Below are 13,069 nucleotides of genomic sequence, written 5' to 3' on the forward strand. Positions count from 1 at the left end.
CGCGCCGCGGTCCAGGAACCTGCGCGACGGCGGCCGGGCCGTGCGCGGATGTCGCATCGGGACAATTCCTGACCCGTTCGGTTCTGCCGAGACAACGATGTCGGCACTGTGTCGGCGTATCGCACAGCGTGCCGCCACATTCCGCAATGTTGCGGCGCATCATGTAACCGCTTGCAGTTGCTGTTACCGTCCGCCCACCTCGACTTGAGGTGGTACTGGACGGGGGTCCCAGTGCGATACAGGTCCGACATCTTCCGAGCGCTGGGTCACGGTGGCATTGGCCGCTGCGGCTTGGCGCTGGCCGGCGTTCTGTGCGGGTTCGCCATGACCTTGCCAGTGCAGGCGCAGGACGGCCGCTTGCCGCCGCGCGATGCGTGGCGCGCTTCCAGTTCCTCCAGCCAGGTCAAGGCGCAGGCGATCGACTACCTGATCGACGGCGATGCGACCACCCGCACCGGCGGCGCCTTCAGTCCCGGGCATTGGTTCCAGGTCGACCTGGGCCGCGTGGCGCAGGTCGGCGGCGTGCATCTGCAATGGGACACCGCCAATCCGGAAGGCTTCCTGCTGCAGGCCTCCACCGACGGCCAGCGCTGGGACACGGTCTACACCATGGCCGATTCCATGGGCGGCAGCGAGACGCTGTTCTTCGCGCCGCGCCGCGCTCGCTACCTGCGCCTGGCCAGCCCCGAACGCACCGCCGACTGGGGCGTGTCGATCTTCGAGATGGAACCGCTGGGCGCCGCGGCCAGCGCGCAGCTGCGCGGCGTGGCGGTGGCCGATGCGGCCGCGCTGTGGCAAGGCGGCGCGGCGGTGCCGATGCCGGGCAAGGGCAAGCAGGCACGGCAGTTGGACATCGCCCTCCCGCGCGCGTTCGCCAGCACCGGCCTGATCGTCGAGTTCGCCGGCGCGCATGGCGCGGCGCGGCTGCAGGCGCAGGATGCCGGCGGCCGCTGGAGCACGCTGGCCGAGGATCCGCAGGCTGGGCAGGGCGACAGCGCCTACCTGGCCGGCACCGCGCCGGTGCAGGCGCGTGCGCTGCGCCTGAGCGTGGACGCCGCACCCGGCGCCGCCGCACCGGCGCTGCGCCGCCTGCGCCTGCTCGGGCCGAAGGCGCTGATGACGCCGATGAAGCGCTACCAGGTCGCCGCGCAGCGCGGCGAACGCGCGCTGTTCCCGGCCTCGCTGCACATGCAGCAGACCTATTGGACCGCGGTCGGCATCCACGCCGGCCGGCAGAAATCGATCTTCGACGAGTACGGCAACCTGGAGGCGTGGAAGGGCGCGCCGCTGGTGCAGCCGCTGTGGCGCGACGCGTCCGGCAGCGCCGCCGGCGCCGATGGACACGCGCTGACGCATGCGCTGCGCGATGGCTGGAAGCCGATGCCGTCGGTGCGCTGGTCGCCGCAGCCGGGGCTGGAACTGCGCAGCGAGACCTTCGCGATCGAGCACAACGGGCAGCCGGTGACGCTGCTGCGCCACCGCCTGCGCAACACCGGCAACACCCCGGTCAGCGGCACGCTGTCGCTGCTGGTGCGGCCGATGCAGATGAACCCGCCGTGGCAGAACGGCGGCCTGTCGCCGATCCACGACGTGGCCGTCGAGGACGCCGCGGTGCGCGTCAATGGCCGCCTGCTGCTGGAATCGCTGAGCGCGCCCAGCGGCGCCGGCGCCGAAGCGTTCGGCGCGCATGGGGAAACCGAAATCACCCGCCACGTCGCCGCCGGCACGCTGCCGGCGCAACGCCAGGCGCACGACGCCGACGGCCTGGCCGCGGCGATGCTGAACTACACGGTGTCGCTGGCGCCGGGCGCGCAGCAGGACGTGGTGCTGGCGTTCCCGCTCGGCACCGCCAACGCCGACAAGCAGGGCCGCCTGCCGCCGGCGCCGGCGCTGGACCGCGCCGCGCTGCTCGGCGCCGCGGGCCGCGATCCGGGCCGCAGCTTCGACGCGCTGGCCGATCGCGTCTCCGCGGACTGGCAGCGCCGGCTCGGCAACGTCGGGCTGACCCTGCCCGACGCCAGCCTGGTCGACATGCTGCGCGCGCAGGCCGCGTACATGCTGATCAACCAGACCGGCCCGGCGATGCAGCCCGGTCCGCGCAACTACAACCGCTCCTTCATCCGCGACGGCATGGCCACCTCGGCGGTGCTGCTGCGCATGGGCCAGGCCAAGGTCGCCCGCGACTACCTGCAGTGGTACAGCGACCACGCGGTGCATCCGAACGGGCTGGTGTCGCCGATCCTCAACGACGACGGCAGCGTCAACGACGGTTTCGGCTCGGACCTGGAGTACGACAGCCAGGGCGAATACATCACCCTGGTCGCCGACGTGGCGCGCCTGGACGGCGGCCCGGAGAGCGTGCGTGCCTACCTGCCGAAGGTGAAGCTGGCGATGCAGTTCATGCAGGAACTGCGCGAGCGCACCCTGGTGCCCGGCTACATGGCCGAGCAGCCGGCGCCGGAGCGTTTCCGCGGCATCCTGGCCCCATCGATCAGCCACGAAGGCTATTCCAGCCCCACCCACAGCTACTGGGACGACTACTGGGCGCTGAAGGGCTGGCACGACGGCGCATGGCTGGCCGAATCGCTGGGCGATGCGCAGACCGCGGCCTGGGCGCGCGAACAGTACGCCGCGCTGCGCACCTCGCTGGCCGCCTCGATCCGCGCCACGATGGCCTGGAAGGGCGCCGACTTCATCCCCGCCGCGGCCGACCTGGGCGATGGCGACCCGAGCAGCGTGTCGATCGCGCTGGATCCCACCGGCCAGCAGGACCTGCTGCCGGAACAGGCGCTGCGCACCACCTTCGCGCGCTACCTGGACGACGTGCGCAAGCGCAAGCAGCCCAACGCGCTGTGGGCGTACTCGCCGTACGAGATGCGCAACGTGCTGACCTACGTGCACCTGGACCAGCCGCAGGTCGCCGACGAGCTGCTGCAGGACATGATGCGCGACCGCCGCCCGTTCGAATGGCAGGTGCTGGCCGAAGTGGTGCAGTCGCGGCTGCGCTTCCCGCGCTACCTCGGCGACATGCCGCATACCTGGATCGGCGCCGAATACGCGCGCACCCTGTTCGGCATGCTGATGCACGAAGGCGACGACGCCCTGGTGCTGCTGCCGGGCGCGCCGCCGTCGTGGCTGGCCGGCGACGGCCTGTCGGTGCAGCGCCTGCCCACCGCCTATGGTCAGCTGAGCATGCGCGCGCGCCAGCGCGACGAGGTGCTGCGCGTCGAACTCGGCAGCGGGCTGCGTGCCGGCACCGCGGTGCGCGTGGTGTGGCCCTCGCGCACGCGGCCGACGCAGCTGCGCGTGGACGGCCGCCGCGTCGACGACTACGACGCCGGCGGTGTGGTGCTGAGCAAGCCGTTCCGGACCCTGGAGGCACGCTGGTGAACCCGCGGATCGCGCAAGCGCCGGAACAGCGCGCCAGCATCACCATCAAGGACGTGGCGCGCATGGCCAACGTCTCGGTGGCGACGGTGTCGCGCACCATGAACGGCCATCAGCACGTGGCCGAGCCGGTGCGCGCGCGGGTGCTGGAAGCGGCGCGCACGCTGCACTACGTGCCGCATCACGCCGCGCGCAGCCTCAGCAGCCGCCGCACCCACACCATCGGCGTGATCCTGCCCGACCTGCACGGCGAGTTCTTCTCCGAACTGATCCGCGGCATCGACACCGTCGCGCGCGAGCGCGGCCTGCACCTGCTGGTGTCCAGCTACCACGGCGAGCCGGAGGAGCAGCGGCTGGCGGTGCGGCGCATGCCCGGGCGCGTGGACGGACTGCTGATCATGTCGCCGTACCTGGGCAGCGGCGCCGACGAGGCCATCGACATGCTCCCCGGCGCTCTGCCGGCGGTGCTGATGAACTGCGCCGAGCGCATCGCCGACACGCAGGTGCTCAACGTCGACAACTACGGCGGCGCGCGCGCGATGACCCGCCACCTGCTCGACAGCGGCCACCGCCGCATCGCCTTCATCTCCGGGCCGGACGACAATTTCGATGCGCGCGAACGCCTGCGCGGCTACCGCGACGAGCTGCACGAGCGCAGCCCGCAGACGCCGCCGCGGGTGCTGCCGGGCGACTTCGACGAAGCCTCCGGCTACCGCGCCGGACAGGCGCTGCTGCAGGGCGAACGCCCGGACGTGGTGTTCGCGGCCAACGACATGATGGCGCTCGGCTGCCTGTTCGCCTTCACCCATGCCGGCCTGCGCGTGCCCGACGACATCGCCCTGGCTGGGTTCGACGACGTGCCGATGGCGCGCTACGTGCATCCGGCGCTGACCACGATGCGGGTGGACATCGCCGGCTTCGGCGCGCGCGCGATGCAGCTGCTGATCGCCGCGCTGGAGCCGCAGACCGCGTCCGCGCCGTCCTCCACCGACATCGCCCCGCAATTGATCGTCCGTGCGTCCAGTGTCCAGCGAGGAACCGCCATGGACTGACACGCCCGACGCGTTTCACGCCACCACCGTCTGCATCCAACTAGAAGAAGCCACGAATGATCCCGTTTACCACCCTGGGAGGGGTACTGTCATGAAGAGCAAGCGTTCCGCTTCCAACCTGCCCGCACGCAGCCTGCTGTGCTGCGCGCTGGCGACCTGTCTGTTCGCCTCGATGCCGGCGATGGCGCAGTCCAGCAACGCGATCCTGCGCGGCCAGGCCCAGGCCGGCGCCGAAGTGGTCGTCACCAACACCGCCACCGGTTCGGTGCGTCGCGCGCCGGTGGGTCCCAACGGCAACTACACCGTGATCGGCCTGCCGCCGGGCACCTACACGGTCGAGTCCAAGGGCGTCAGCCGCACGGTGACCCTGCAGGTCGCCTCCTCTTCCACGGTCGATCTCGACGCCAGCGCGGCCGCCGCGCCGACTGGCGACGCGACCACGCTGGGCACGATCAACGTCACCGCGCCGCCGTCGATCAAGGACGTCAAGACCTCCGAGGTCGGCAACATCGTGTCGCTGCGCCAGATCCAGCAGCTGCCGCAGGCCACGCGCAACTTCCTGGAGTTCGCCGACACCGTGCCGGGCATGGTCTTCACCATCGACGGCAACGGCAACACCAAGCTGCGCGGCGGCGCCGCCAACGCCAGCGCCGGCAACCTGTACATCGACGGCGTCGGCCAGAAGAGCTACGTGCGCAGCGGCGGCATCGCCGGCCAGGCCGACACCCAGGGCAACCCGTTCCCGCAGCTGGCGATCGGCGAGTACAAGGTCATCACCTCCAACTACAAGGCCGAGTACGGCCAGGTCAGCGGCGCGGCGATCACCGCGGCGACCAAGTCCGGTACCAACGAGTTCCACGGCGAGGCGTTCTTCCGCTACACCGACCAGGACCTGCGCGACAAGCGCCCGGACGAAGACAACGGCAAGATCGATTCGCAGACCAAGGAATACGGCTTCTCCCTGGGCGGCCCGATCCTGCAGGACCGCATGCACTTCTTCGTCGCCTACGAAGGCAAGGAGAACGTGGCGCCCAAGAGCGTGCAGGCCGAGGCCAATGCGCTGCCCTTCGTCGGCGTGCTGCCGGCCAACCTGTCCAGCCAGTACGGCGCGGCGAACATGCCGTTCGAAGAAGACCTGGTCTTCGCCAAGGTCGACTTCGAGCCGACCGACCGCGACCGCATCGAGCTGAGCACCCTGTACCGCGACGAGACCCAGATCGCCAACGTCGGCGGCCTCAACACGCCCGAGCAGGCCACCAACAAGATCAACAAGGACAAGCGCTCGACCCTGCGTTGGCAGCACAGCGCCGACAGCTGGTACAACGAGCTGATCGTGGGCACCGAGGATTCGGAGAACAACCCGACCGCCAAGACCCTCGGCAACGGCATCCTCTACAAGTACCTGGCACCGCGCGCCGGCTCCACCGACGTCGACGAATACACGTTCCTGGCCACCGGCTCGGCAGGCGGCTCCACCGTGCAGCGCAAGAGCCAGAAGGGCTGGTTCCTGCAGAACGACCTGACCTTCACCAGCTTCGAGTGGCACGGCGAACACACCATCAAGATGGGCGTGAACTACAAGGACGTGAAGCTGACCTCGCAGGACGCGGCGGCAGTGAACCCGCAGTTCAGCTACGCCGTCGATGCCAATGGCGTCGCCGCCACGCCGTACCGCGTGGATTTCGTCGCCCCCTACACCACGCCCGGGCAGCGGGCGACGGTGGAGTCGCCGTCCAAGCAGTACGGCATCTACATCCAGGACGACTGGGCCGCCACCGACAAGCTGCTGATCAACGTCGGCGTGCGCTACGACTACGAAGACACCCCGGCCTACACCGACTTCGTCACCTCGCAGGGCTTCGTCGATGCGCTGTACGGCGACGATCCGGACAACCCCGGCCAGCCCTGGGCCAACCGCCTGCTGCCGAGCGGCATCAACGCGGCCGATTACATCAGCACCGGCAACAACCGCAAGAACTTCAAGGATGCGTGGGCGCCACGCCTGGGCTTCTCGTACGATTTCTTCGGCGACGAGACCGCGGTCCTGCACGGCGGCGCCGGCCGTTCGTACGACCGCAACCTGTTCGAGCAGCTCGCGCTGGAAACCAGCAAGGCCGCGCTGTCGCCGGTCGCCGTGTACTTCGAGAACCCGGCCACCGGCCAGTGCTTCCGCAGCGATCGCACCTGCGCTGCGTGGGATCCGCGTTTCCTCAATGGCGTGGACCAGCTGAACACCATTCCCGGCGTCAGCGGCAGCGCCGAGCTGTTCATCTTCAACAACAACATCAAGACCCCGTACAGCGACCAGTACAGCATCGGCATCAGCAACCAGGTCGGCGACTGGCTGACCGACGTGACCTTCCAGCGCGTGCTCAGCTACGACGGCTTCGTGATGTCGCTGATCAACCGCTATCCGAATGGTTCCTACTTCGAGAACGGCAGCGTGCCGTGGGGCGAGCCGGTTCCGGGCTACCAGAACACCATCATCGGCAACAACGGCCTGGAACAGCGCAGCAGCCAGGTCCTGCTGTCGGCGGAGAAGCCCTACACCAAGGAATCGGGCTGGGGTCTGACCCTGTCCTACACCCACACCAGCGCGCGCCAGAACCGCAACATCGACGAGCCGTTCGCGTTCGACAAGCCGACGGTGGGCGACTATCCGTTCGTGAAGTCCGATGCGGTCTCGGCGCACCGCTTCGTGGCCTCCGGTTCGATCGACGGTCCGTGGGGCGTCACCTTCGGCGCCAAGGTGGTGCTGGCCACGCCTGAGCCGATCAACACCATCGCCTGCTACGGCAGGGTCGATGCGGACGGCGGCACCTGCCAGCAGGTCGGCGTCACTCCGCCGGGCAGCGGCAAGTTCCTGGTCGGCGGCAAGATCTGGGGCTATCGCACGGTCGACTTCCAGGCGAGCAAGGACTTCGCTGTGTACAACGACTTCAAGCTGTCGGCGCGCATCAACCTGCTCAACGCCTTCAACTTCAAGAACTACTCGTCGTATGCGTACAACGGTTTCGGCACCAACGGCAGTTTCGACCCGGACATCACCATCAACAAGACCGGCGAGATCCTGTACGTGCCGCGCACCGTGACCTTCGAGATCGGCGCCAAGTTCTGATCCACCGCCATCGCCCACGCGCGTGCCCGACCGGCGCGCGTGGGGTTTTCCGGACGGGGCCGCTTGGCCCCGTTCGCGTATCGGTCGCCTCTTTCTTCCTGCCTAGGACCGCGCACGCATGATCGCCGCCCCTCTCCGCAACCTGGTCATCGTTGGCGGCGGCACCGCCGGCTGGATGGCCGCCGCCGCGCTGGCGCGCGTGCTGGGCCCGGACTACCGCATCACTCTGATCGAATCGGAACAGATCGGCATCGTCGGCGTTGGCGAAGCCACCGTGCCGCACATCAAGGCCTTCAACAACCTGCTCGGCATCAATGAAGCCGAATTCGTGCGCCAGACCCAGGGCAGCTTCAAGCTCGGCATCGAGTTCGTCGACTGGCAGCGGCCCGGCACCTCCTACGTCCATGGCTTCGGCACCGAGATCGGGCATCCGCTCGGGATGCTGCCGTTCCAGCAGTACTGGTTCAAGCAGGCGCTGCTCGGCAAGGCCAAGCCGCTGGGCGCGTATACGCTCAACACCGTCGCCGCCAAGCGCGGCAAGTTCATGACCTCGGCCAGCGATGCGCCGCCGAATTCGCCGCTGGGCAACATCGCCTACGCCTACCATTTCGACGCATCGCTGTACGCGGCGTTCCTGCGCGGCTACTCCGAGCAGCGCGGGGTGACCCGGCGCGAGGGCATCGTCGAGGAGGTGCAGCTGCATCCGGAATCGGGCGACGTGGTCTCGGTGCGCCTGGCCTCGGGCGAGGTGATCGCCGGCGACCTGTTCATCGATTGCTCCGGTTTCCGCGGCCTGCTGATCGAGCAGGCGCTGCACACCGGCTACCACGATTTCAGCCACTGGCTGCCGTGCGATCGCGCGCTGGCGGTGCCGTGCGCCAAGGTCGGCCCGCCGACGCCGTACACCCGCGCCACCGCGCGCGCGGCCGGCTGGCAGTGGCGCATCCCGCTGCAGCACCGCACCGGCAACGGCTACGTGTATTCCAGCGCGCACATCAGCGACGACGAGGCCGCGGCCACGCTGCTGGCCAACTTGGACGGGCCGGCGCTGGCCGACCCGCGCCCGCTGCGCTTCCTCACCGGGCGCCGCAAGCAGGTATGGAACCGCAACGTGGTCGCGCTGGGGCTGTCCAGCGGCTTCATGGAGCCGCTGGAATCGACCAGCATCCACCTGATCCAGTCCGGCATCTCCAAGCTGCTGGAGCTGTTCCCGCGCGAGGGCATCAGCCCGGCGCTGGTGCAGCGCTACAACGACCGCATCGCCTTCGAGTTCGACCGCATCCGCGATTTCCTGGTGCTGCACTACAGCGCCACCGAGCGCGACGACAGCGACTTCTGGCGGCAGTGCCGCAACATGGCGATCACGCCCGAACTGCAGGCGACGCTGGACCTGTTCCGCGACAGCGGCCGCTTCTACCGTAACGGCGAGGAAATGTTCGCCGAGATCAGCTGGGTGCAGGTGATGGTCGGGCAGGGCATCCTGCCGCGCGCCTACCACCCGCTGGTGGACCAGATACCGGCCGCGGACATCGAACGCTTCGTCGCCGGCATCGAGCAGACCATCGGCCACTGCGTGGACGCGATGCCGGCGCACCAGGCCTTCATCGACCGCTACTGCGCGGCCGCGCCGCTCTGAACGATGGCCCGGGCGCCTCTCGGGCACAAAAAAAAGAGGCCACGCGCACCAAGGCGCGTGGCCTCTTCAAAATCCGACCGAAGCCGGAGAACGGTTTGTGGCGCATCTCCGGCAAAGCCGGACGCTGCGCATGCTACCGACAGTACGAAGCTAATGCAATGGTTTAAGTTCTATCTTCTAAGTCATTGATATTTATAGAGCGAAACTCAGCGGGTCGCCGCACCATCCAGCGTGGCGGCGATTTCGCGCTGGATCGCCTCGGCCGCGGCGCGCGGGTCGGCGGCCTGGCGGATCGGACGGCCGACCACGATCGCGTCGGCGCCGTCGGCGAAGGCCTGGGCCACGCCGACGGTGCGCTGCTGGTCGTCGCCGACCGGGCCGCCGGGGCGGATGCCCGGGCACACGATCGAGAAGCCGGCGCCGGTGGCGCGGCGGATCGGTGCCGCTTCCTGGCCAGAGGCGATGACGCCGTCGATGCCGGCCGCCTGCGCGGCCAGGGCGCGCTCCACCACGACGTCCTGCGGTTCGCGGTCGATGCCCATCGAGGCGAGGTCGTCGCGGCCCATCGAGGTCAGCACGGTCACCGCCAGCAGGCGCATCTCGCCGCGGTTGGCCTCGGCCGCGGCCTGCATCATCGCCGGGTGCCAGCCGTGGATCGTGCAGTAGTCCACCGGCCACTGCGACAGGCGCCGGATCACCCCGCCGACGGTGGCCGGGATGTCGAAGAACTTCAGGTCCACGAACACGCGCTTGCCGCGCGCAGCCAGCGTCTCCAGCACGTCGAAGTACTCGCCGGAGGCCAGCAGCTCCATGCCGATCTTGTAGAACGCCACCGCGTCGTCGAGCCGCTCGATCCAGTCCAGCGCTTCGGCGCGGCCGGGCACGTCCAGCGCGAAGATCAGCCGTTCGCGCGTCTGCAGCGGCAGCGGCGCGCGGCTCACTGCGCCAGCTCCAGCGCGTCGCGCTTGGCCTGGTGACGCGCAGTGCGCGGCTGCGCGAAGTCGTTGTTGAACAGCGCCGGCTCCCAGGACCCGTAGCTGGGGTTGGGCAGCATCCACCAGCGCTCGCCGAACCAGTCGTGGTACTGCTGCAGCAGTTGCGCGCGGCCGTCCGGAGTGTTGGCCACGACCTGCACGAAATCGCCGAGCTGGTCGCCGAACTGCATCAGCACCCGGTACTGCTGGCCGACCAGCTTGCGCCGGCAGTTCTTCTCCGAGCCGTTCTGCTCGCAGTCCTTGACCACCGTGCCCAGGCCCAGCAGCACGCTGTTGTCGGCCACCGGCAGGCCGGCGCTGCGCAGGTTGGCCAGGGTCGCATCGGTCAGGTGCACCGCGCGGTTGGACACGTACAGAATGGTGACGCCCTTGGCGCTGGCCGCCTTGGCGAAATCGACCACGCCGGGGATCGGCTTGGCCTTCTTCTCGGCCACCCACTGGTCCCAGCTGAGTTCGTCGTATTCCTTGCCGTTGCGGATCAGACGCGCCTGGTACGGCGAGTTGTCCAGCACTGTCTCGTCCACGTCCATTACCACCGCCGGTTTCAGCCCGGCGGCGGCGTTGCCGCGCTCCTCCGGAACCAGCGCGTCCCAGTTCGGTTCCTTCAGCGCCGCATCCAGGCGGTCGGCGGCGGCGCGATAGGTCTGCTCGGCGACGGCTTGGTACTCGGCCGAACGCTGCATCCACAGCACCGCGTTGAGGTTGTCGTCGCCGGCCACCGCTGCGTCGGGCGCGGCAGTCGCGGCGGCGCTGGGCTTGGCGGCGGGATCGGCGGCCGGCGCCTGCGGCTTGCAGGCGGACAGGGCGAGCACGGCGCAGGCCAGTGCGGTACGGGCGATCGGGGTCATCGGGCGCGGGAACCTGGGCGAGGGAATCGGCGGATTTTAGCGGGTTGCGGCGACGGCCGAGGGCCGGCCTGCGGCGCGCGGCGGCATGCCCTAGGGAATTTCCCGACAGCGGGTGGGGAAACGCCGGATTGGCGTGCCTTGGGGAATGCACCACAGTTCGCATCGCCTGCGCGGACGCGTAGCGCCGTCAAGGAAGCGATCCATCCCCCGCGCTTCAGCGCCTGGGAAAAACGCCGGATGCGTACAGGGGAAGCACGTGCACTCGTTGTGGAACAAAGGACTTGCTCTGGCGGTGTCGGCGGCGTGCCTGCTGGCAGGCGCGAGCGTGCCGCTAGCCGCGCAGGAACTGCCGACCACGCTGGACCGCCAGGAACAGCTGCGCCAGGCCGAGGACGTCCAGCGCAAGCAGGAGCAGGACCGGCAGGCACCGTTCGTCGGTCCGCGCGAGGCCGCGGCGCCGGCCGACATGCGCAGCACCGCGCTGCCCACCGAAACCCTGTGCTTCCCGATCCAGCGCATCCACCTGGGCGGCGCCGGCGCCGATGGCGCGCGCTTCGCGTGGTTGTGGCTGTACCTGCGCCAGTACCAGGGCCGCTGCATCGGCCGCGACGGCATCGACCTGATCCGCCGCCGCGCGCTGGACCAACTGGTCGCGCGGGGCCTGGTCACCACCCGCATCGGCGTGCCCGAGCAGGCGCTGTCCAGCGGCGTGTTGCGTTTCGAACTGATGCCCGGCCGCCTGCGCCAAGTGCGGGTGCAATCGGCCGACGGCCGCGCGTTCTGGCGTGGCGCACTGCCGCTGCGCCCGGGTGATCTGGTCGACCTGCGCGCGATCGAGCAGGCGGTGGAGCAGTTCAAGCGGGTGCCCTCGCAGGACGCCAAGATCGACATCGCGCCTGGCGAGCAGCCCGGCGAATCGGACCTGGTGGTCACCCTGCAGCACGGCCGGCGCTGGCGCACCGTGCTCAACGCCGACGACTCCGGCATGCGCGCCACCGGCCGCGCGCAGGGCGGCATCGACTTCGCCCTGGACGCGCCGCTGGGCATCAACGATCTGCTGTCGATCGGCTACAACCACGACCTGGCGGATAACGGCGCCGAGCGCGGCACGCGCGGCAACAGCCTCGGTTACAGCGTGCCGTGGGGCTGGTGGACGTTCGCGCTGTCGCTGTCGTCCTACCGCTACCACCAGCGCGTGGACGGCTACCTGCAGAGCTTCCAGTCCAGCGGCGAATCCAACAGCGCCCAGCTCGACCTGCAGCGGGTCATCCACCGCAACGGCAGCAGCAAAACCTCCGCCGGCGTGGTGGTGGCCAAGCGCGAGGCACGCAGCTACCTGGACGGCATCGAGATCGGCATCCAGCGCCGCCACACCACCAGCGCCGAGGCCTACCTGAGCCATCGCCGCTATCTGGGACCGATGCAGTTGGACGTGCGCCTGGCGCACCGGCGCGGCACCCCGTGGTTCGACGGGCAATGGACCGGTTACGACCCGGCGGTAGGGTTTCCCGGTTTCCGCTACGGGGTCACCACGCTCGACCTCAGCACCGGGCTGCCGTTCAAGCTCGGCGGCATGGCCGCCAGCTGGGACAGCAGCCTGCGCGCGCAGACCGCCTCGCAACTGCTGCTCGGCTCGGAATTCATCAGCATCGGCGGGCGCTACAGCGTGCGCGGCTTCGACGGCGAACGCACGCTCGGCGCCGAACGCGGCGCGTACTGGCGCAACACGCTGAACCTGCCGGTGCAGCGCCTGGGCATCGTCCCGTACCTGGGCGTGGATGCCGGCCGCATCGCCGGCCCCAGCGCCAGCGGGCAGGGCGGACGCAGCCTGGTCGGCGCGTTCGTCGGCCTGCGCGGGGCGCGCGGCGGGCTCAATTGGGACGGCTTCGCCGGCTGGGATGTGCATGCGCCGCGCGATGTCGAAACCGCGCAGCCGGCCTACGGCGTGCGCCTGACCTACCAGTTCTGATCCCGGGCTGCCCTCCGGCAGCTCGGTTTTTTGGTTTTTTGGCGCCTGTGGCGCAACGAGAGAG

7 protein-coding genes are annotated in these 13,069 nt (G+C 69.5%); 5 read left to right on the forward strand and 2 right to left on the reverse strand.

The window, feature by feature from the left end:
• Nucleotides 1-324 precede the first annotated feature (324 nt).
• The 4 genes from NUG20_RS00720 (at nt 325) to NUG20_RS00735 (ending at nt 9,193) form a co-directional block, all read left to right on the forward strand.
• A complete protein-coding gene (locus NUG20_RS00720; RefSeq protein WP_263396578.1) occupies nt 325-3,390 on the forward strand; it encodes a galactose-binding domain-containing protein in 3,066 nt (1,021 codons plus the stop codon).
• Nucleotides 3,387-4,439, forward strand: coding sequence for a LacI family DNA-binding transcriptional regulator (locus tag NUG20_RS00725; RefSeq protein ID WP_263396579.1), 1,053 nt, complete (start codon nt 3,387-3,389; stop codon nt 4,437-4,439). Before NUG20_RS00720 ends, NUG20_RS00725 begins: the two co-directional genes overlap by 4 nt.
• Before the next feature lie 91 nt (nt 4,440-4,530).
• Nucleotides 4,531-7,557, forward strand: coding sequence for a TonB-dependent receptor domain-containing protein (locus NUG20_RS00730; RefSeq protein ID WP_263396580.1), 3,027 nt, complete (start codon nt 4,531-4,533; stop codon nt 7,555-7,557).
• 118 nt (nt 7,558-7,675) lie between these two features.
• Nucleotides 7,676-9,193, forward strand: a complete 1,518-nt coding sequence (locus NUG20_RS00735; protein ID WP_263396581.1) for a tryptophan halogenase family protein — start codon at nt 7,676-7,678, stop codon at nt 9,191-9,193.
• A 206-nt stretch (nt 9,194-9,399) separates the two neighbouring features.
• Here the strand turns inward: NUG20_RS00735 and pyrF are convergent, their stop codons facing one another.
• Together pyrF and NUG20_RS00745 are read right to left on the reverse strand one after the other, a co-directional pair.
• Nucleotides 9,400-10,134 (reverse strand): orotidine-5'-phosphate decarboxylase, encoded by a 735-nt coding sequence (gene pyrF, locus NUG20_RS00740; protein ID WP_263396582.1) that lies wholly within the window; start codon nt 10,132-10,134, stop codon nt 9,400-9,402.
• The gene (locus NUG20_RS00745; protein ID WP_263396583.1) at nt 10,131-11,036 is read right to left on the reverse strand and encodes a 5'-nucleotidase, lipoprotein e(P4) family; all 906 of its coding nucleotides are present in this window, start codon (nt 11,034-11,036) and stop codon (nt 10,131-10,133) included. The genes pyrF and NUG20_RS00745 overlap by 4 nt, the downstream gene beginning before the upstream one ends.
• 265 nt (nt 11,037-11,301) lie before the next feature.
• Between NUG20_RS00745 and NUG20_RS00750 the strand changes: the two genes are divergently transcribed.
• A complete protein-coding gene (locus tag NUG20_RS00750; RefSeq protein WP_263398582.1) occupies nt 11,302-13,005 on the forward strand; it encodes a ShlB/FhaC/HecB family hemolysin secretion/activation protein in 1,704 nt (567 codons plus the stop codon).
• The last annotated feature ends 64 nt before the right edge of the window (nt 13,006-13,069 follow it).

This window comes from Xanthomonas sp. CFBP 8443 (assembly GCF_025666195.1).
Taxonomy (GTDB): domain Bacteria; phylum Pseudomonadota; class Gammaproteobacteria; order Xanthomonadales; family Xanthomonadaceae; genus Xanthomonas_A.

Excerpts from the sequence above, each read along its gene's own strand:
- NUG20_RS00720 (WP_263396578.1), top strand. The coding sequence starts at position 325 with ATGACCTTGCCAGTGCAGGCGCAGGACGGCCGCTTGCCGCCGCGCGAT.
- NUG20_RS00730 (WP_263396580.1), top strand. The coding sequence starts at position 4,531 with ATGAAGAGCAAGCGTTCCGCTTCCAACCTGCCCGCACGCAGCCTGCTG.
- NUG20_RS00735 (WP_263396581.1), top strand. The coding sequence starts at position 7,676 with ATGATCGCCGCCCCTCTCCGCAACCTGGTCATCGTTGGCGGCGGCACC.
- NUG20_RS00745 (WP_263396583.1), bottom strand. The coding sequence starts at position 11,036 with ATGACCCCGATCGCCCGTACCGCACTGGCCTGCGCCGTGCTCGCCCTG.